The sequence below is a fragment of the Pectobacterium carotovorum genome, from assembly GCF_900129615.1.
Classification (GTDB): Bacteria; Pseudomonadota; Gammaproteobacteria; order Enterobacterales; family Enterobacteriaceae; genus Pectobacterium; species Pectobacterium carotovorum.
This window is the reverse complement of sequence record NZ_FQWI01000003.1, coordinates 291831-313147: the sequence shown is the minus strand read 5'-3', so window position 1 is coordinate 313147 and position 21317 is coordinate 291831. Positions and strand designations below refer to the sequence as shown.

Here is a 21317-nt window from a genome sequence, read left to right as displayed (position 1 = left end):
CCCAGAGGGATAGTTACATTTAATCTTATTTAGCCATCTGGACGTCTAAATTTAAAACTATCCTGTCACGTGGCGAATCGCAGGGCAATGGAAGAATTTTCACGTCACATGAAGAAAGTTCATCTAGCGTGAAAACATCGCAAATTAGTGGGTAAGAGGAATTATTCCGGCAGGCCAATCAGTTGGCGTGCCTGACGACGCGTTTCTTCCGGCAATGGCAAATAGCCATCCTGATTCACCAGCGCTTGCCCCGTTTCAGACAACACACGCGCTAAAAATGCCGCCGTCAGCGCTTCCAGCGGTTGGCTGGGCGCTTTGTTCACGTAGATATAGAGGTAACGGGTGTAGGGATACAAACCGCTGCGGATATTTTCAGTCGAGGGGTAGATGTAGTCGGTGCCTTGTGCAGCTAACGGCAGCATTCTCACGCCGCTGGTACGAAAACCCACGCTGGCATAGCCGATGGCATCGGTTGACGCCGCAACCGCTTGTACCACAGACGCTGACCCCGGCAACTCATTAACCTGAGGAAGGAAATCGCCACGGCATAGCGCCTTTTGCTTAAAGAACCCATAGGTTCCCGACGCAGAGTTTCGTCCATAGCGCAGTAGCGTGCGCTTTTCCCAACTGCCGTGCAGGCCAACATCGCCCCACTGTTTTATCGGCTGGTGGTTACCGCAGCGCTGCGTAATCGAAAAGATGGCGTCCAGCTGCGACAAGTTCAGCCCAGGCAGCGGGTTATCCTGATTGACCAGCACAACCAGCGCATCCATTGCCACCGGCACCGCCAGCGGCGGATAGCCATAATGCTGGACGAACGCCTCAATTTCGCTGGCCTTCATCGCCCTGCTCATCGGCCCAAGCTGCGCGGCTCCCGATGCCAGAGACGTCGGCGCAGAGGACGAACCCGCGGCCTGAATCTGTAAATTCACGTTCGGGTAATGCTGGCTGAAATCCGCCGCCCAAAAGGCCATCAGGTTAGCCAGCGTATCCGACCCCGCGCTGGAGAGGTTACCTGCCAACATCTGGCGAGGCTGTGCGGAGCAAAACGCACTGAGCAGCAGTAAAAAAGCGCCCGCAATACGAGTGGCGGATGTCATGGATAGCGTTTTCCGTCAGGCTGAAGGTTTCACCGTATTTTCAGCCAGAGAGGCAGGGACAATCAACCGATTCGGCAACGTAAAGACGAAACGCGAGCCCAGACCATCCTCACTCATGATCTCCAGACGGGAATCATGATGGCTGAGCGCATGCTTAACAATCGCCAGCCCGAGTCCGCTGCCGCCCGTCTGTCGTGAACGCGCCTTATCCACCCGATAAAAGCGTTCCGTCAGGCGCGGCAAATGCTCAGCCGCAATGCCCGGCCCGTTATCGCTGACCTGAAATTGCGCACCCTGCGGGATCTTCTGCCAGCAGACTTCGATACGCGTTCCCGCTGGCGTATGGTTGACCGCGTTATACACCAGATTGGATACCGCACTGCGCAGCTGTTCTTCATTACCAAACACGCGGAGGCTTTCGTTCACACGAAAGACGATCTCATGACGCCCCTGGCTCAGGGTCTGCGCTTCACGCTGCAATACGCGCAGCATCAATGGGATATCGACTTTTTCATTCAGATCGATTGCCGTCGCTGCCTCAATACGGGACAGGGTCAGCAGCTGTTTGACCAGCCCGTCCATGCGTCGGGTCTGCTCCTGCATGGTATTCAGCGCCTTCCCTCGCAAGGCTGCATCCAGCGTTTCTTCCTGCATCATTTCCAGATAACCCTGCAACACCGTCAGCGGCGTACGCAGTTCATGGCTCACGTTGGCAAAAAAGTTACGTCTGGCGCCTTCAAGCTGGTGCATTTGCGTAATATCACGCACCACCATCAGTAGCTGCCCTTCGGAATAGGGCATCACGCGGAATTCAACATGGTGGGAATTATTCAACTGCAACGTGAGAGGACGGCTAAAATCCTGTCCTTTCATGTAATTCGTGAATTCGGGATAGCGCAATAAGTTGAGGATATTCTGACCGTTATCTTCCGGCCAGCGAAAACTCAGCAGGTGCTGCGCCAGATGATTACACCAGAAGATCGTTCCTTCTTCGGTAGTGATCACCACGGCATCGGGCAAAGACTCGGCACCGCTGCGAAACCGTTTGATCAGGAGCGCCAGCTCACGGCGTCGGCGTCGGTTACGCAACTGCATCTGATAGAGTCCGTAGAACAGCGGCTCCCAGCTCCAACGACCGGGCGGTGGCGTCATGCTGCGGTCAACCCACAGCCAGTAAGAGAGTTTTAGCTGGTTATAAAAATTCCAGCACAGTAGGCCTAATACCGCGACCAGCAGAAACCAGGGCAGATAGCCAAAAATCAGCCCCAGCAGTAAAGCGGGCAAACAAAAAAAAGCTAGCTCCAATGCCAGCCTTTTCCAGGATAAACGTTCTAGCACGTTAATATTTCTCCGGTTACGATCACCTCAGTAACGCGTTGAAAAACGGTAGCCCGTTCCCCGAACGGTTTGCACCATTTTGTCATGTCCGCTGGTTTCCAGCGCTTTACGCAGGCGACGAATATGGACGTCGACAGTACGATCTTCAACATAAACGTTAGTGCCCCAAACGTGATTCAGCAACTGTTCCCGGCTATAAACACGTTCAGGATGCGTCATAAAGAAATGCAGCAGTTTAAATTCCGTCGGCCCCATGTCCAACGCGTGCTCTTCGGTCGTCACGCGATGTGAGGAAGGATCGAGGCTCAGGCCACGCATTTCAATCACTTCTTCCACCGCCATCGGTGAAATTCGGCGCATCACGGCTTTGATACGCGCCACCAGTTCTTTGGGTGAGAACGGTTTGGTAATGTAATCATCCGCCCCCACTTCAAGCCCGCGCACGCGGTCTTCTTCTTCGCCACGCGCGGTCAACATCATCACCGGAATATCACGCGTCAGCGCCTCGCGCTTCATATGCTTGATGAATTGCAGGCCCGACCCGCCTGGCAGCATCCAGTCCAATAACACCAGTTCCGGGAATGGCTCCGACAGTTGCGTGACCGCGCTGTCATAGTCTTCAGCTTCAACAGGTTGATAACCATTTTGTTCCAGTACAAAGCAGACCATTTCACGAATTGGTGCTTCATCTTCCACGACTAATATGCGTTTTGCCATTGTTAATCCTGTCGTTAATCATCGTCGCTGTTAGCAGGCGGAGGCATTATGCGTCAGTTTTATGACAGATTTATGAAAAACACACGGACCTCTCTGCACGATTGTTACAACGCGTACATCCGATTTTTCGAGCCGCTTTCCAAACGTCTGATTCCACCGCGACAGCCGCCATGCCTGCTATATATAATCATGGCATTACGATGACAAAGTACGATGGCGACGACACACCCTTTCACATAATAAATAATGACAACGTCGTCCATCGCCACGCGGCATGAATATCGAGAGAACACGATGCGCATTATCCACACCGCCGATTGGCATTTAGGGCAATATTTTTATACCAAAAGCCGCGCTGCTGAGCATCAGGCTTTTCTGCACTGGCTTATCGCTCAGGTGGAACAACATCAGGTCGATGCCATTATAGTCGCAGGCGATATTTTTGATAACGGCTCGCCCCCCAGCTATGCACGGGAAATGTATTATAGCTTCGTGGTAGAACTACAGCGCACGGGCTGCCAGCTCGTTATTCTCGGCGGCAACCACGATTCCGTCGCGATGCTGAATGAATCCCGCGAGTTACTGGCCTGCCTGAACACGCGGGTAATTGCCTGCGCCAGCGACGATCCTGCCCAACAGGTAATCCTGCTGGAAGACCGTCAGCGGCAGCCCGGCGCCCTGCTCTGCGCGATTCCTTTTTTACGTCCGCGTGATGTGTTAACCAGCAAAGCCGGGCAATCCGGGGATGAGAAACAGCTGGCTCTACAGGAAGCGATTACCGCGCACTACCAGCAGTGTTATCAACTGGCTTGCCAAAAACGCGACGAACTAGGCCTGCCGCTGCCGATTATTGCAACCGGACACCTGACGACGATTGGTGCAACCGCCTCGGAATCCGTGCGCGATATCTATATTGGTACGCTCGATGCCTTCCCGGCTCAGGCTTTTCCTCCTGCGGATTATATCGCGCTCGGCCATATTCACCGCCCACAGCGCGTGACCCAAAGCGAGCATATTCGCTACAGCGGTTCGCCCATCCCGTTGAGTTTTGATGAGCTAAACAGCGAGAAATCCGTCTGCCTGGTGAGCTTTGCACCAGACACGCCAGCACAAGTAGAAACACTGCCAATCCCCATGACTCAGCCGATGCAGCTGATTAAAGGCAGCCTGAGCGATATTGAAAAACAGCTGGCCACCTTCCAGAACTATCAGGGCGACAAGCCCGTGTGGTTGGATATTGAGCTCAACACGCAGGATTATCTGAGCGACATGCAAAAACGTATTCAGGCGATGACCGAGCACCTGCCCGTGGAGGTGTTGCTGCTGCGCCGCACGCGTGAACAGCGTATGCAGGCGATTACCCGACAGGACAAGGAAACGCTAAACGAATTAAGCGTGCATGACGTTTTTGAACGTCGTCTGGCAACGGAGACAGACATGGAAGACGGTCGCCAACAGCGTGTTCGCACGCTGTTTAATCAGGTTATTGATGAACTGGAAAATAGCGAGCCTGCCCAATGAAAATCCTCAGTCTGCGCTTAAAGAACCTCAATGCGTTGAAAGGCGAATGGAAAATCGACTTCACGCAGGAGCCGTTTTCCAGCAATGGCTTATTTGCCATTACCGGCCCGACCGGCGCGGGAAAAACCACGCTGCTGGATGCCATCTGTCTGGCGCTGTATCACGAAACGCCACGGCTCGGCCTGCTTTCCGCCAGCCAGAATGACCTGATGACGCGTAATACCGCAGAATGTCTTGCCGAGGTTGAGTTCGAGGTTAAAGGCGTCGGATATCGTGCTTTCTGGAGCCAACGTCGGGCAAGAAACGCGCCAGACGGCAACCTACAGTCCCCCAAGGCCGAACTCGCGCTCATTGAAGACGGCAAAATTCTGTGTGAAAAGCTCAATGATAAGAAAGAGATGATCACACAGCTCACCGGACTGGATTTCGGCCGCTTCACGCGATCCATGATGCTGTCGCAGGGGCAATTTGCCGCCTTCCTCAACGCCAAAGCAGACGACCGAGCGGAACTGCTGGAAGAGTTGACCGGCACGGACATCTACGGCCTGATTTCCGAACGCGTCTATGACAAGCACAAACAGGCAAACGTCGCACTGAACACGCTACAGGCGCGCGCATCAGGCATTCAACTGTTAACTGATGAACAGCGTCAGCAGGTGGAAGAACAGCTTGCCGAGCTGATCCAGCAGGAGCAACGGGGCAACGCCGAACGTGAGCAAGCGCTGACTACGCTGCGCTGGTTTGAGCAACTGACGCAGCAGCACACGCAGTTAACCAGCACGCAGGCGCAGCATGCGAGCGCCGAATCCGCCATTCAGCAGGCTAAACCGCAGCTCGACAGGTTAACCCACAGCGAACCGGCAGAAAAACTGAGGCCGCTACATCAGGAACGAGAGCGCTATCGACAGGAATCTCTTGCACTGGCACAGCATATTGAACAGCTGACCGGGAAGCAGGCCGCCGAGCAGGTGACATTAACCGCGCTACGCCAGCAGGAAGAAAAAGCAGAGCTGGAGGTTAGTGAGCACAAACGGGTACGGCAGCAACAAGAGCAGGTGATCAACGAACAGGTTGTGCCACTTGACCATCGCATTACCACGCTGATGCAGCAAAAAACGCAGCAACAGGACGAACTGGCAAAAACGCTGGCTCGTCTGCACGCGGATGAAAGTAAACAAACCCAGACAGCGACGGAACAGCAGCAGGCTAAACAACAGCTTGAACAGATCCAGCTTTACCGCCAGCAATACGCGCATCATCAGCAGTGGGGAGAACAACTTCCTCTGTGGCGCACCCAGTTTCGGCAACGGCGCCAGCTTCAGGACGAACAGCAGAAGCTGAAGCAAAAACAGGCACAGCACACCGCACAGTCAGCAACATTACAGCAAGAAACTGTGACGCTGGCGGCACAGCAGCGTGAACAACAAGCGGTCGTTGATGCAGCCCGTCAGCAGTTCATGCAACACGATGAGACACGGCAACAGCAGGAAGCGCACCAGCCGCTTTCCGCCCTGCAACAGCAGTTTAATCAACACATTGACCAGCGCGCTGAACGCCAACAGCTCGCGACAATCAGCGACCAGTTCCAGCGTCTGCACGTTCGCAAGCAGCAGTACCTCGCCAAACAGGGTGAGGTACAAGAGCATATCAGCCAGTCAGAAGTCTTAAAGAAACAGCAACAATCTGAGTATGAGCAACGAAGCAAGCATCTGGCAGATCTGGAAACGCTGCTCCGGCAGGAAGAGCGTATCGTTAAGCTGGAAGCCGAACGCCAGCGGCTACAGGCCGGAGAAGCATGCCCGCTATGTGGTTCAACCGAGCATCCAGCCATCGAACGCTATCAGGCGCTGCAACCGTCTGAAACCCAAAGCCGCCTGACAGCGCTACAGCAGGAAGTGAACCAGTTAACGACAGCGCTGGCGAATATGACGGCACAGTTGACCGCACGAGAGCAACAGCGGGAACAGCTGCAACAGGACATCGCTCAGCTAGATAGCGAACATCATGCCCTGCGGCAACAGTGGCAAGATGTCAGTGAGCGCTTACAAGGTAACTACTCGCTGGAACAGCCAGATGAGCTCGCAGCCTGGCTTGCGCAAAATGAAGCCGAAGAACAGGATATTCGACAGCAGATTACTGCACGCGAGCAATTGCAAAAACAGTGGCAGGAAAGTAAGGATTTACTGACTGCCGCAGAGGGATTGCAGCGGGAATTCGACCAGAAAATCGCGCTGAATACCCAGCAACAAACTTCGCTAAACGTTACGCAGCAAGAGACCGAGCAGTCGCTGCAAAACGTGCACCAGCAGATCACGCAGCACACTCAGGAAATCACGCAGGCGCTGGCAAATGTGGGGCTTCTGCTGCCGGAAGCTGACGCACAGGATGACTGGCTAGCTCAGCGTGAAAGCGAATGGCAAGACTGGAAAGCCAAAGAGCAGGAGCAGTCTCGCTTAATTCCGCTGTTAGCCACTTTGGACAGCGATCTTCAGCATCTGAAACGCAGTGTGACTGAGGCAAAGCAGCAACTACAGGCGCAGCAACAGCAGTTGGAACAACACCTCGCGTTGCTCAACACAAGCCAACAGGAACGACAGACACTTTTCGGCGATAGGCAAATCGCGGCTGTGCGCGTACAGCTACAGCGAACCAGCCAACAGTATGATGATGCGCTCCGCCTGGCCCTGTCAGCTCGGCAGCAAACCGAAACGACGCTGAGCCGCCTGACGGGGGAGCTAGCGAGCACGCAACAGCAGTATGAACAGAGCACGCGCCAGCATGAGAGTGCGACCGAACGTTTTACTCAGGCTTTGCAGCAAAGCACTTTCGCCGATGAAGCCACGTTCCTCAATGCGCTGCTTGATGAGCAGGAACGTCAGACGTTGCAGGTATGGAAGGAAAAGCTGTACCAAAGCTTGCAGCAGGCGGCGGCCCTTCACCAACAGGCTGAGCGGGAGCTGCTCGCTCATCAGCAAAAGCGCCCCGCCTCCCTGACGGAAGACGCCACGCAGGAAGCGGTACAACAGCAGTTGGCAGCGCTGGATGAAACGCTGAAAGCTAACCTGCGGCAGCAGGGTGAGTTCCAGCACCAGTTAGCTGACGATAAACAACATCGCCGGAACCAGCAGGATTTGCTCACTGAGATCGCCCAAAGTCAGCAAATGTATGACGACTGGAGCTGTCTTAATACGCTCATCGGCTCACAAAGCGGGCATAAATTCCGTAAGTTTGCTCAGGGGCTAACGTTGGATCATCTGGTTTATCTCGCCAATCTCCAGCTTTCCCGCCTGCACGGGCGCTATATGCTGAAACGGAAACCCGGCGACGAGCTGGAGTTGCTGGTGATGGATACTTGGCAAGCGGACGCCGAGCGTGATACGCGTACGCTGTCCGGCGGCGAGAGCTTCTTAGTGAGTTTATCGCTGGCGCTGGCGCTATCCGATCTGGTCAGCCATAAAGCCAGTATCGACTCGCTGTTTCTGGATGAGGGCTTCGGTACGCTGGATGCCGAGACGCTGGATATCGCGCTGGACGCGCTCGATAACCTGAACGCCTCCGGCAAAACCATCGGCGTCATTAGCCATGTCGAAGCGATGAAAGAGCGTATCCCAGTACAGATCAAAGTGCAGAAGGTTAACGGACTGGGCGTCAGCAGGCTGGCACCGCAGTACGCCGTTTAGCCATTATTCCGTCTTCGGCCAGAGCCAGGCGGCGCCGCGTACCCCGCTGGAGTCGCCGTGTATGGCTTGAAGCACGGGCGTTTCGCACTCACCGCCGAAGATCCACGGTTTAATCTTTTCCGGCACGGTCTGATAAAGACGAGAGACGTTGCTCATTCCTCCCCCCAGCACCACGACATCAGGGTCGAGCAGGTTAATCACATGCGCCAGCGATTTTGCCAGACGATGTTCATAGCGCTGTAACGCCAGTTCTGCAATGGGATCGCCCTGCTCCGCTAAGGCAATAACTGCCTCGCCCTTGTGCGGCTGGCCGCTCAGGCGCTGGTAATCCACGGCAAATCCGGTGCCGGAGATAAACGTTTCAATACAGCCAGATTTACCGCAGTAGCAGGGAACCGTCTGCCTATAGCGCAGCTCATCGTCATCCATCCAAGGCAGCGGGTTATGTCCCCACTCGCCTGCAATACCGTTGCCGCCGACGTGAGCCTGACCGTTCAGCGCAATGCCCGACCCACAGCCGGTTCCGATGATGACCGCGAAGACGGTCTGCTTCCCTGCCCCAGCACCGTCAACCGCCTCTGAAACCGCGAAACAGTTCGCGTCATTGGCAACCCGCACGGGCCGATTCAGCAGCGTGGCGAGATCGCGATCCAGCGCTTGGCCGTTGAGCCAGGTGGAGTTGGCATTTTTTACCTTACCGGTAAACGGCGACAGCGTACCGGGGATCCCCACGCCAACGCTGCCACGGCTGCCTGTCGCTTTTTCCGCCATATCCACCAGCGTGGCGATAGTCCGCAGCGTTTCCGGGTAGTCATTTCTTGGCGTCGGCATACGCTGCCGAAAACGTTCCTGCCCCTCATCATCCAGCGCAATGACTTCCGTTTTCGTCCCGCCTAGATCGATACCGATTCTCATGATGTCTCCCCGCGTGTTGTAAATAGGTCGAGTAAATTTTTCACCGACCTGAAAACGTTCTTATATGGATAAGTACCCTAAATAATTCGAGTCGTGCAGCCAACGCACATGCAGCTTGAAGTATGACGGGTATAACCAGAGAAACCAATCCGCTGCCATTCAAAGCGTGATAGGTATTCCTCTGAATCCCAGTTTTTTATTCCACATAACCGCCTCGAATTCGTTATCATGCGCGCAACATTACAAACCCGCGTGCAAACCTGCGCGCCCAGTCAGGGATAACACCATGTTGTGGTTTAAGAACTTAATGATTTACCGCCTAAGCCGGGACAGCGTATTGTCCAAAGATAACGTTTTATCTACGGATGAACTGGAAAAACGGCTCAGCGCTTTCGCGTTCACCCCGTGCAGCAGTCAAGATATGATGAAAACGGGTTGGGTATCGCCGATGGGATCCCATAGCGATGCCTTAACGCACGTCGTTAATGGGCAAATCGTTATTTGCGTCCGCAAAGAAGAAAAAATCCTGCCCTCTCCGGTCATCAAGCAAACCCTTCAGGCCAAGATTGAACGTCTGGAAGCGGAACAGCACCGCAAGCTGAAAAAAACCGAAAAAGACTCGCTGAAAGATGAAGTGCTGCATAGCCTGTTGCCGCGTGCATTCAGCCGTTTCAGCCAGGTTTGGCTATGGATCGATACGGTTAACGGCCTGATTATGGTCGATGCCGCCAGCGCCAAAAAAGCGGAAGATACGCTGGCACTGCTGCGCAAAACGCTGGGCTCGCTGCCCGTTGTGCCGCTGACGATGGAAAACCCCATCGAGCTGACGCTGACCGAGTGGGTTCGCTCCGGTGAGCCGGCGGCAGGTTTCGCGCTACAGGATGAAGCAGAACTGAAAGCCATTCTGGAAGACGGCGGCGTTATCCGCTGTAAAAAACAGGATTTGGTCTGCGATGAAATCGCCGTACATATTGAAGCAGGCAAACTCGTCACCAAGCTGGCGCTGGACTGGCAGGAACGGATTCAGTTGGTCTTGTCTGAGGACGGTTCAGTAAAACGCTTGAAGTTCTCCGATACGCTGCGGGAACAAAACGACGATATCGATCGGGAAGATTTTGCTCAGCGGTTTGATGCTGATTTTATTTTGATGACAAGCGAGCTGGCGGCATTGATTGCGAATCTGATTGAAGCGCTGGGCGGAGAAGCCCAACGTTAATGCTGTCGATTTTTAATACTATCGATTGTTAATACCATCGATTATTAATACTGCCGATTACTAATACAGTCGGTGATTGCCCGCCAATATTCGGCGGGCAATACTTCTTCACTGCCGGAACCCGTTAGACCCGGAATGCCCCGACAACGGCGTTCAGTTCTTCAGCCTGTGACTGCAACGCACCCGACGCAGCAGCAGATTCCTGTACCAGCGCGGCGTTTTGCTGCACCATCGAATCCAACTGTGCGACCGCTTTGTTGATCTCGTTGATCCCACGCATTTGCTCATCTGCCGCATGCGTGATTTCAGACATCACTGAGCTCACCGTAGAGACGCCGCCGACAATTTCATTCATCGTGTCGCTGGCCTGACGAACCTGCACGGAGCCAGAAGTCACGCTGGAGACCGTCGATTCAATCAGCTCTTTAATTTCTTTTGCGGCCTGCGCACTACGCTGTGCAAGGCTGCGAACTTCACCGGCAACCACGGCGAAACCACGGCCCTGTTCACCCGCACGCGCCGCTTCTACTGCAGCGTTAAGCGCCAGAATGTTAGTCTGGAATGCAATGCCATCGATCACGCCGATAATATCGCCGATTTTCCCAGACGCGACCACGATCTCTTCCATCGTGACAATCACATCGGACACCACTTTTCCGCCTGTACCGGCATCTTTCGACAGCAGCAGCGCTTTCGCGTTAACCTGCTGTGCAGAACCTGCCGACTGCGTAACCGCCGCAGAAATTTCTTCCAGCGAGGCTGCGGTTTGCTGAATGCTCGATGCCGCAGATTCAGTACGCGCAGAGAGATCGTTGTTCCCCGCCGAGATTTCATCCGCCGCGACCTGAAGCGATGCGCTGATATCGCGAATCTGCATCATGACCTGACTGATCTTGTCGACAAAGATATTAAACGAACGGGCAATTTGCGCCACTTCATCATGCCCTTCATCCGGCAGACGCTGCGTCAGATCGTTATTACCGTTGCTGATATCATCCATTGCGTCGCGGATTTGCAGCAGACGCTTGAGCGCTGACGCGATGATGAAACCAATCACCAGCGTGCCCAACAGTGCGATAACAACTAGCGTGATCACAGAGGTAGACAGCAGAGAATTCATACCCGCTGTCGCTTCAGCTTTGTCCAACGCCACCAGCATGAACCAGTTCGTGCCAGCAATCGGTTTTGCCACCACAAGCTTTGTCACGCCAGAAAAGTCCACATCGCGGGCGCTATCGGCTGAAAGAATGTCGTTCAGATCAATCCCAGGGGCAATGTCGCTGATATTTTTCAGCGTCAGTTTTTCATCCGGGTGAGCAATGATCAGACCGCTACGCTCGATGAGAACGCCGAAGCTATCTTTGGCTGGGTTAATCGCTTTGACGTTTTCAATCACGCTGTTCATCGTGACGTCGCTACCGACGACGCCTCTGACCGTTCCGCCTTCCACCACGGAAGCAACGAAAGACACCACCAGGGTATTCGTCACCGCATCAACGTAAGGAGCAGTGACCAGCGGCTTGCCCTCTTTCACCGCCTGCTGATACCAGGGCCGGGCAGTCGGGTTGTAATCGGGAGGAATACCGCCAGAATCGGCAAACTTGGCCGTGCCATTGGCATAGCCCATGTACACATTCAGGAGTCCGCCGGATGCCGCAATCTGTTTAAACAGCGGAATCGGATCCTCATCGGTTATGACTCGGTCGTGCAACGCAGAGATCATCAGCGTTTTAGAAGCAACCCAGTCGCTAATCGCGATACTATGGCTAGTGGCTACCGCATTCAGCGTATTCTGGATCGATTCCTTATTCGCGTTATTGGCGATGGTGTAGTTAAGAAAGGTATTGATAACAAGTGAAAGCACAACAATGGTAGAACAGGCCGCAAGGATGCGGGATCGAGTCGTTTTCAGCATAAAATACTCTTTGCGTAGAATAGTTATACTATCCATAACGGCAGAGAAAAATAAAACTTGAATATGATCACATTATACAATCGCCATTTATCTTAAAACGCTGAAAAATAGTTACTACGTTCAACCACACTCTTATAAAAAAAAAGACATCAAATGGATTTCCAATCGGAAATTCAACATAAACAGCCAAATTAAAGAAAATAAATAAAATAAAAAACTTACTTAATCACATAATGTAAAATTATTAGCAAACACCGTAATCTGTTGCATTTTAACAATTCAGGGATTATTCCTAATAATCGTGACATTCTTTTACTCTGTTAATTAATAAAAATCATTAAATAAAATAACTCATATATGGAATTAATGATTAGCATTACAAAGAGTAGATGACATTTTCATTACAGAATAAAATTCTAAATATCGATAAAAATATTTTATTTTATGTGGTAATCCGCAGTTGCCATTTTCAGTATAGAGGTAATAAGACCAGTGGTATTATGGCGTTTACGCAGGCCGATCAGGATCAGAGAAGAATGGAACACGCGCATACTCGATTAATAGAACAGCTTACGCAGCGCTTTGCGGCAACAGACAATACCCCACTCTACCTAAAGTTTGCCGAAACGGTAAAAAACGCCGTGCGCAGCGGCACATTGGAACATGGCAATATTCTGCCGGGAGAACGTGACCTGAGCCAGTTGGCTGGCATATCCCGCATTACCGTGCGCAAAGCGATGCAGACGTTGGAAGAAGAAGGCGTGGTGACCCGCGTGCGCGGCTACGGGACGCAAATCAATAATATTTTCGAATATTCGTTGAAAGAGGCGCGCGGCTTTTCACAGCAGGTCGTGCTGCGGGGCAAAAAGCCCAATACGCTGTGGGTAAACAAACAGATCGTAAAAAGCAGCAAGGAAGTGTCCGAGCAGTTGGCTATTGCGCCAGACACCCCCGTTTTTCTGTTGAAACGTATTCGCTATGTGGATGAGGACGCCGTTTCGATTGAAGAGTCGTATGTTCCGGTTGATCTGATCGCTGACGCTGACGATATTGGCGTCTCGCTTTATGACTATTTTCGTAGCCAGAACATCAATCCGCAGCGTACACGCAGTCGCGTCAGCGCGCGTATGCCCGATGCCGAGTTTCAGTCACATATTCAGCTTGATAATAAAGTACCGGTTCTGGTCATCAAGCAGATTGCGCTCGATCCGCAGAACCGGCCCATCGAGTACAGCATCAGCTATTGTCGCAGCGATCTATACGTTTTCGTCTGCGAGGAGTAACCGAGCACGAAGTTCAGCCAGCGTAGGCGCACAGTCTCCGCCGCGGTGGCTCACGACATACGCCGCAACGGCGTTCCCTAGCGTGACGGCCTCAGCCAACGACCACCCAGCGGCCAAACCAGCCAGTGTCCCACCCGCGTGGCTGTCACCTGCCCCGATGGTATCCACCACCGTTGCCGGAAACGGGGCGACGAGGCCCTCAGAAGCGGCATCGAAATACCACGCTCCCGCTTTGTCCTGACGAATAATCACCGGTGCACGGTACATCTCCCGCCAGGCGCGCCCCAGCGTTTGCACATCAGCCGACACACCGAGCAGATCCGCCGCCACGTCCGCTTCCTGACGATTAAGGGAAACCACCGGGTGAAGCGCCATAATGCGCGCCATCAGGCTTGCGGGTATATCGGCAATGCGCGGGCCAAAATCGATAAATGGCGTGACGTTATGCAAGTTTTCCAGCCAACTCACCAGACGCTCACCGCACGGCGCCGCCAGTTGATAGCCAGACAGGTAGACCAAACTCCCTGCTGCGACGGATAACGACACCAGCCAACTGTCGCTCCACTGGTTCTCAACCCCGCTGAAGGACATAAAAGTCCGTTCGCCGTCCGGTTCAACCAGCGCCAGACACCAGCCGTTGTCTCCCTCATCGGTTTGTACCACCGTGGTGATATCCTGCTTTTCCAGACTCTGACGAATGATATCCGCCCACACGCCCTGCCCGACAGGCAAAGCGTTTTGTGCGGCTATCCCAAGGCGTTTAAGCGCAATGGCAATGTTCAAAGCGCAGCCGCCAATATTCACGCTTTGCTGCTTCAGTTCGATATCACACCCGCGATACGGCAGGGCGTAAGCATCAGCAATCACGTCAATCACCGCCGCCCCGATGATGGTCAGCGGCTGACGCGTCGTTAGCTCATCCAGTTTTGCAGCAAGTTCGCTGGCCTTCATCACGCCTCCCGTGCTGAGCGGTATTGCTGGAGCAGGCTGGCATAGCGGGTAAAATCAAGCTGGTTAATGTCATCCAGTTCCTGCTTCAACGCGGCATCAATCGCCGTGACCCCGTGCAGCGCACCGCATATTGCGGTCGCCATCGCCCCGATAGTGTCAGTATCCCCTCCGAGGTTGGCACACAGAATCGCACAGCGATTTGGGTCAGTCTGCGCCAGTTCCACCATCGCGATTGCCGTAGCGACGGATTCAATGGTGCTCGTTCCCGCGCCAATCAGTTGATAAAGCTGCTCGCTGGCGCTTTCCGTACCGTTTGCACGGCGCACGATACTTAGCGCCAGTTCCAGACGCGCGGCAAGGGAGGCGCTAAACGTCGTGATACGCTTTTCTTGCGCGTGGCGTGCGACAGACGGCAGTGCGTCGACGATCTCTTGCCAGCTGGCACCGTCAATCGCCCGGGAAATAGCCCAGGCAACGACGACCGCTCCCGCAATCGCCAAATCGGATTTATGCGTCGGACTGGATGCCAGCGCCACCTGATCGATGAATTCATCAAGATCGTGCGCAGGCAGCAGACAGCCTAGCGGAGACGCCCGCATCGCAGCGCCGTTCGTAACACCGTTGTTTTCCAGTTCACTGACCGGCGTGCCCTGACGAATAGCCTTCAACGCAATTTTAGAGGTGGGGCCGAGTACATTCTTATTAAATGCATCGAACGATTCCGCCCATTTCAGGATGTGACGGCCAATCGCATCGGCATTGATTTCGCCATCACATTCAATGATGGCGTCGGCCAGACTCAGCGCCATCGAGGTATCATCCGTAAATTCGCCACGGCCAAAGTAGCAAGCCGCATTGTTTTCCGCCGGACCGGGTAAAAAGCGATCAATCCAGCCAAAATGCGCTTTCACGCGCGTTCGGGGCCATAGTTCCGATGGCATGCCCATCGCATCCCCTAAAGCCTGGCCGTATAAGGCACCGAGAATACGTTCTTGTTTCATTTGCTTTCCTCTGTACTGAAATGCTTGTTTTTTGCACCGTCTACATCAATGGTCGAGATCGTCTTATCCGATTCACGGAAAAACAGGATAAAGATCAGTGCTATAATCGCGATCATCACCGCACCAAACAGCCACATACCGGTCCAGTTAAAGGTCAAGCCATTCACCGGCTCGCCGTGGGCGAAAAGTTTCTCCATCATCACGCCACCCAAACGGTATCCCAACAGGCTGCCGAAGCCCTGACAGCAGAGCGTAATCAGCCCCTGTGCTGCCGTGCGCATATGTACCGGCGCTTTTTTATCAACATAGATATAGGCGGTCACATAGTAGAAGTCGTAACTCACGCCGTGCAGCAGGATGCCGAGGAACAGCAGTGCGTACGTGAAGTAATGATAAGCATCGCCGTAGACGAAGAAGACATAGCGGATAGCCGCCGTCACCAGCCCCAGCAATAATACCTTTTTAATACCAAAGCGTTTGGTGAAAAACGGCAGCGCCAGCATAAAGAAAATTTCAGAGAACTGGCCCAGCGTCATCCAGCCTGTCGCATTCTTCATGCCGACTTCGGTGAGGAAGCCCGTGGCAAAAATGTAATAAAACGCCAGCGGCATCGCGAATAAGAAGGAGCAGACAAAAAACACCAGAAAATTTTTGTCTTTCAGCAACACAATCGCGTCCAGCCCCAGCATGACTTTAACATCCATCTTGCCGGTGCTTTTCGGTGGCGTATTGGGCAGGAAAAATGCAAAAAAACCGAGCAACGCGGAGCTGGCAGCGGTAATCAGCAGCGGAACATTGGTGGGGGAAATATCGCTAAACCCAAGCCACGTCGGCAGAAAACCGCAGACAATCCCAGAGGCGATCCAGCCAATCGTTCCCAATACCCGGATGCGTGGAAAATCCCGTTCGACATCGGCAACATGCGAGAAAGCGATACTGTTAGTCAGTGCAATCGTCGGCATGTAGGTTAACGAATAGGCCAACAACAGCGGGAAGAAATACATAAATTCCGTTTGCTGCGCCGCGAAGTACATCAGTATCGCCCCGGCGAACATCAGGACTGCCAGCACCTTTTGCGCGGCAAAGAAGCGATCGGTGAGCGATCCCACCAGAATCGGCGACAGAATCGCGGCAATCGCGGTACAGGCATACGACCAGCCGATTTCACCCGCCGTAAATCCGCTTTTGCTCAGATAAAGCCAGAGTGGAACGAACCAGGCTCCCCAGATAAACCATTCAACGAACATCATGAACGACAGCTTTGCTGTAGTTTTCATATTTACATCCTTCATGACAGAGTAAGGTACACCTTTAAAATACCAATTAATAATACCTTTTAAATACCTTTGCGTTCGTTACTTGAGCTACTTAACATTTTTGCAGCATTATTTACTCCCATCAGGGGAAGAATGGCAGAGAAAGGCGTTAACCACGTTGGGGAGAACAAGGGGAATGAAGCAGGATGAGCATAAAAAACGCCGCATTATGTAGCACACAATGCGGCGATAATGATCTACTCTACAGAGATAGAATAGAGATTACAGGTACTTACACAGATAAGAGGTTGGTTCTACCACCTGCAAATTGAATTCACTTTTTCCCGGAACGAAAAAGGTTTCTCCCGGTGTGAAAACCTGCCAATCCGGTGAGCCTGGCAGCAGGACTTTCAATGCTCCGGTGATCACCGTCATTTCTTCCGGCTGCCCGGTTCCAAAGGTGTATTCACCCGCATCCATGACGCCGACACTGGCGCGGCCAATGCTGTCGCCTTCAAAACCGATTGATTTGACCTTCCCTGCAAAATACTCATTTACATTCAGCATAGCGCGGCACCCTATCATCGAAAAAATTCAGGAAATTCATCTTAAAAGGAGAGTCGAGCCACTGTCACGATCTATTCATTGAAAGTTGGTGTTCGGTAACACTGACTGGTGATTATTTTGCCAGTGTCCGGTTCACCTTCCTATGCTGCCGACAGGCGCAGCGCCTTCAACACGCTTGCCACAATCGCTTCTGGCGTTTGTGATGCATCGATGACGTGGTGCGCGACGCCGCGATAAAGCGCCTCGCGCGCGGCCAATACATCAGCCATTTCCTCTGCGATGGGGCGACCCGTCAGCGTCGGACGCTGGTTATCCTGCGGATTTTCTTCCAGCCGCTGAGCCAGCAGTTCGGCATCCGCATGGAGGTAAATGACGGTGCCTTTGTCATGCATAAAGCGCCGATTGGCTTCCGCCAGCACCATACCACCGCCCGTCGCGACGATGCAGCGGTTAGACGTCACCTGTTGAAGCGCCAGACTTTCACGCTGGCGGAACCCATGCCATCCTTCCTGCGCAACCACATCAGCCACCGTCATATTGGTGGTCTGCTGCATAAACAGGTCGGTATCGACAAAGTCATATCCTAACGCCTGCGCCAGCTGATGCCCAACGGTGGTCTTTCCACAGCCTCTGGCACCAACCATAAAAATGGGGTGTGTCATGTAATGACGTATCCTTCTTCTTTATTCACCCACTCCGCCATACTTCAAGCTGGACGCACGTAGGCTGTCCCGCCACTCGAATTATTTCGGGTATCAAAGATAAATAGGGGTGATTACCTGCTTTGTCGTGGGCTGAATCATACCGATAAAATCAACAGAGAGGGAAGTGACTTCTCAGTGGAAACGAAAAGTTGAATAACCAAAAGTAAAAATGGGATGACAGGAAATAAAAAGCCCCGCGTTTAAAGGCGGGGCTACCACACTACAAACCGATCAGGCGATTAATACGCGTGGAAATAATCCTGAATCACCGCTGGGTTCGTCGTTTTCGTCAGCGCCAGCATCAGCAGAATGCGTGATTTAGCCGGGCTCAGAGAATCGGCAACCAGACCCGGTTGGCCCGCATCCGGTGGCACGATGCCGCTGCCGGTACGGCTGGAACGCACAACAACGATACCTTTGCTTTCCGCTTTACGGATACCGGCGTCGCCGCGCTTGGATACGCTACCTGCGCCCATCCCCGCATACACGATGCCTTTTACACCGTGTTTGATAGAGGCGTCATACATATATTCTGGATCGTCCTGATAGCCATAAATAATGTCGACAGCTGGCAGTTTATCTACGTTGGTCACGTCAAATACGGAACGCGTGGTGTGAACTTTATCCAGACGCGTCTGGTAATAAACTTTGTCACCGATAATCACGCCCAGATAACCTTCTTCTGGCGCTTTAAAGGTGTCCAGCGTAGAGGCGTTGGTTTTGCTGATGAAACGGGCAGAGCCAATACGGTCGTTCAGCACAACGAGAACACCGCGACCGCGAGAGTTTTTATCCGCTGCCACTTTAACCGCACCGTACAGGTTCATTGGGCCGTCGGCACTGATTGCCGTTGCCGGACGCATCGCGGCGGCAAAGACCACCGGTTTGTCACTCTTCACCGTCAGGTTCAGGAAGTAAGGCGATTCGTCGAGCGTATCCGTACCGTGCGTAATGACCACGCCATCAACATCGCTGCGTGCCAGCAGCTCGTTCACGCGCTTGCTCAGCTTCAGCAGCACGTCGCTGGTCATATTTTCACTGCCGATGCTGGCAACCTGCTCGCCTGAAATATTGGCAAGCGTTTTCAGCTCTGGCACCGCTTGAATCAGCGTCTCTACGCCCAGCGCACCGGCTTTATAACCTGTGGTTTGCGTGTTGGCCGCAGCGGAGCCTGCAATCGTACCGCCCGTTGCCAGAATGACAATGTTAGGCAGATTTTCTGCCGCATTTGCCAGAGACGAAAAACAAACAAAAACAACAACGAATAATGCGTTAAATATCCTTTTCATAACCTATACCAACTTATTGAGTTAAGTGGCAGACCAGATACGTCAGGTGCCTGATCTGTAAGTAAAAAATACCCACTCTGTTAGCAGCCTGCCAACATTGGCGCTTATAATGCCCCAGAATTCAACGAATTAATATATGCCTGTCAGACTTCACGCTAACGGTGTGTGATGCCTCACAGCGCGGCATTCCGCCGCGACGATTTACGTTATCGGCTAATCTGCGCCACGGCATCCTGCGAGGCCTGTTCACGCGCGTCGCCCGTCAGTTCTGACAGCGTTCCCTGATGCATTTCAAGCAGGCGATCGGCATGTTCAAAGTAGTGATCGTCATGGCTGATCGCCACAATCGTTTTCCCCAATGCACGCAGCTGCGGTAACAGCTCAAGATAAAACACGCGGCGGAATTGTGGATCCTGATCGGCCGCCCATTCATCCAGCAGCAGGATGTCCCGCTGTTCGGCGACGGCCAACAGCAGCGCCACACGCTTACGCTGCCCCTGAGAAAGCTGTAAGTTCATCACCTGATGATTCTCCAGCGTCAACTTATGCCGCATGTTCAGACGATCCAGCCAGCTATCGACCAGCGCCGTATCCGGCTCCGTTCCGTGCGGCCCCATCATCTGTCCGAACAGGTGAAAATCAGTAAAGATGGCAGAAAATAGCTTTTGGTAATCCTCACGCGTTTCCGCCGTAACAGGGCTGTTATCCAGCAGCAGCGCGCCGGAAACCGGGGTATAAAGCCCTGTCAGCAGCATCGCCAGCGTAGATTTTCCACTCCCGTTCCCACCAATCAGAAACACCAGTTCGCCACGTTTTATCACCAGATTGATCGGTCCGACTTCAAAGCCGGACTCGTCATAGCGAAACACCACGTCACGCAGTTCCAGCGTGTGCCAGTCGGCAGGGGCAACCGCAACGGAGAACGGTTCCTGATAATCCGCCAAATCGAAAAGTTTCAGCTTATTAAACGCGACTTGCGCGCTCAACAGCGTCGGCAGTGCGCCAACGGCCTGGAGCATTGGCGTGCGTAAAAACAGCAGCGTCAGTGAATACGTTGCCGCCACGTTGGTATCCGCCCAGCCGAGATTGTTTGCCATGAAAAAGACTGCGCCAATCACGCCCAGCATCATAATGTTCGACCAGTTCACCGCGCTGAGGTGGAAGGTGTCGGCGCGAATCACGTTCTGTCGGTAATCCTGCGCATTGGCCTGATAAACCTCTTCATACAGCTTCTGCGCCCGCTCACGATTGAGCGTCAGCTCTTTACGCCCGTTAATGACGGTTTCGTAGTCTTTCTGGAGACGATCTTCCGCTTCCCGCACCTGAGTCAGGTGGCGATATACACGGGAAACCAGCATAAAGCCACCCCAGAGCGTTATCGCAATCCACACGGACGTCACGACCAGCATTTTCGGGGAAAGCCAGGCCAGATAAGCGGCCGAACCGATGGTAAGCACAATGCCCTGAATCAGCTCCGGCAAACGCACAAATGCAATCGTGATATTGCGGATATCGCTGGACAGGCTGGCAAGCAGCTGCGCACTGCCGATCTGTTCGATACGGGTAATGTTAGTGTCCAGAATACGCTTGATAAATTGCCCACGCAGGCGGTAAACGAAATGGTGCCCCAGCGTAGTCAGCGCCAGTTGCGACACCAGCGTGACGCCCATCAAGAGCAGCAGCAAGCCCAGAAATTGCGGCAATACGCTCAACGACTGATTGACCGTTTCAATCAATTGCAGGTTGATAAAGGCAATAAGTCCAATCCCTAGCGCAGCACTCAACAAACTTAGCAGGATAACGGCAAGAAAGGGCCAACGGTACTGCTGGTAAACAATGCGGAGCAACTCCATAACAACCAGGT

At 53.2% G+C, this 21317-nt stretch carries 16 protein-coding genes; 4 read left to right on the top strand and 12 right to left on the bottom strand.

Annotation, left to right across the window (positions count from 1 at the left end; all coding sequences use genetic code 11):
- Positions 1-161: 161 nt before the first annotated feature.
- The 3 genes from BUB06_RS08435 to phoB are packed head-to-tail and all read right to left on the bottom strand — an operon-like array spanning position 162 to position 3155.
- On the bottom strand, positions 162-1100 hold the full coding sequence (locus tag BUB06_RS08435) for a PstS family phosphate ABC transporter substrate-binding protein (RefSeq protein ID WP_039472338.1): 939 nt from the start codon (positions 1098-1100) through the stop codon (positions 162-164).
- Positions 1101-1115: 15 nt separating this feature from the next.
- Positions 1116-2438, bottom strand: coding sequence for a phosphate regulon sensor histidine kinase PhoR (gene phoR / locus BUB06_RS08430; RefSeq protein WP_010299028.1), 1323 nt, complete (start codon positions 2436-2438; stop codon positions 1116-1118).
- Positions 2439-2465: 27 nt separating this feature from the next.
- Positions 2466-3155 carry a phosphate response regulator transcription factor PhoB gene (phoB, locus tag BUB06_RS08425; protein WP_005975981.1) on the bottom strand — a complete coding sequence of 230 codons (690 nt, stop codon included), beginning with the start codon at positions 3153-3155 and terminating at the stop codon, positions 2466-2468.
- 294 nt (positions 3156-3449) lie between these two features.
- Here phoB and sbcD point away from each other — a divergent pair, with 294 nt between their 5' ends.
- Both sbcD and BUB06_RS08415 read left to right on the top strand, forming a co-directional pair.
- Positions 3450-4676: an exonuclease subunit SbcD gene (sbcD, locus tag BUB06_RS08420; protein ID WP_039472336.1), complete on the top strand. Its 1227-nt coding sequence runs from the start codon at positions 3450-3452 to the stop codon at positions 4674-4676.
- Positions 4673-8356: an SbcC/MukB-like Walker B domain-containing protein gene (locus BUB06_RS08415; protein WP_039472334.1), complete on the top strand. Its 3684-nt coding sequence runs from the start codon at positions 4673-4675 to the stop codon at positions 8354-8356. Before sbcD ends, BUB06_RS08415 begins: the two co-directional genes overlap by 4 nt.
- Before the next feature lie 3 nt (positions 8357-8359).
- On the opposite strand, the gene mak is transcribed toward BUB06_RS08415, so the two are convergent.
- The gene (gene mak, locus BUB06_RS08410) at positions 8360-9271 is read right to left on the bottom strand and encodes a fructokinase (RefSeq protein WP_039472332.1); all 912 of its coding nucleotides are present in this window, start codon (positions 9269-9271) and stop codon (positions 8360-8362) included.
- 286 nt (positions 9272-9557) lie between these two features.
- Here mak and rdgC point away from each other — a divergent pair, with 286 nt between their 5' ends.
- Positions 9558-10487, top strand: a complete 930-nt coding sequence (rdgC, locus tag BUB06_RS08405) for a recombination-associated protein RdgC (protein WP_039472331.1) — start codon at positions 9558-9560, stop codon at positions 10485-10487.
- A 124-nt stretch (positions 10488-10611) separates the two neighbouring features.
- Here the strand turns inward: rdgC and BUB06_RS08400 are convergent, their stop codons facing one another.
- A complete protein-coding gene (locus tag BUB06_RS08400) occupies positions 10612-12402 on the bottom strand; it encodes a methyl-accepting chemotaxis protein (RefSeq protein WP_039472329.1) in 1791 nt (596 codons plus the stop codon).
- A 536-nt stretch (positions 12403-12938) separates the two neighbouring features.
- Between BUB06_RS08400 and BUB06_RS08395 the strand changes: the two genes are divergently transcribed.
- Positions 12939-13685 carry a GntR family transcriptional regulator gene (locus BUB06_RS08395; protein ID WP_039472634.1) on the top strand — a complete coding sequence of 249 codons (747 nt, stop codon included), beginning with the start codon at positions 12939-12941 and terminating at the stop codon, positions 13683-13685.
- Here the strand turns inward: BUB06_RS08395 and BUB06_RS08390 are convergent.
- The 7 genes from BUB06_RS08390 to BUB06_RS08360 form a co-directional block, all read right to left on the bottom strand.
- Positions 13659-14636 (bottom strand): PfkB family carbohydrate kinase, encoded by a 978-nt coding sequence (locus BUB06_RS08390; RefSeq protein ID WP_039472327.1) that lies wholly within the window; start codon positions 14634-14636, stop codon positions 13659-13661. The two genes, BUB06_RS08395 and BUB06_RS08390, sit on opposite strands and share 27 nt — an antisense overlap.
- Positions 14636-15637, bottom strand: a complete 1002-nt coding sequence (locus BUB06_RS08385; protein WP_039472326.1) for an ADP-ribosylglycohydrolase family protein — start codon at positions 15635-15637, stop codon at positions 14636-14638. The genes BUB06_RS08390 and BUB06_RS08385 overlap by 1 nt, the downstream gene beginning before the upstream one ends.
- Positions 15634-16914: a nucleoside permease gene (locus tag BUB06_RS08380; RefSeq protein ID WP_010298504.1), complete on the bottom strand. Its 1281-nt coding sequence runs from the start codon at positions 16912-16914 to the stop codon at positions 15634-15636. Before BUB06_RS08380 ends, BUB06_RS08385 begins: the two co-directional genes overlap by 4 nt.
- A gap of 261 nt (positions 16915-17175) precedes the next feature.
- The gene (gene ppnP / locus BUB06_RS08375; RefSeq protein WP_010298499.1) at positions 17176-17460 is read right to left on the bottom strand and encodes a pyrimidine/purine nucleoside phosphorylase; all 285 of its coding nucleotides are present in this window, start codon (positions 17458-17460) and stop codon (positions 17176-17178) included.
- A gap of 140 nt (positions 17461-17600) precedes the next feature.
- Positions 17601-18122: a shikimate kinase AroL gene (aroL, locus tag BUB06_RS08370; RefSeq protein ID WP_010298497.1), complete on the bottom strand. Its 522-nt coding sequence runs from the start codon at positions 18120-18122 to the stop codon at positions 17601-17603.
- Positions 18123-18403: 281 nt separating this feature from the next.
- On the bottom strand, positions 18404-19453 hold the full coding sequence (locus BUB06_RS08365; protein WP_010298495.1) for a type II asparaginase: 1050 nt from the start codon (positions 19451-19453) through the stop codon (positions 18404-18406).
- Positions 19454-19659: 206 nt separating this feature from the next.
- Positions 19660-21306, bottom strand: a complete 1647-nt coding sequence (locus BUB06_RS08360) for a multidrug ABC transporter permease/ATP-binding protein (protein ID WP_039472323.1) — start codon at positions 21304-21306, stop codon at positions 19660-19662.
- Positions 21307-21317 lie beyond the last annotated feature (11 nt).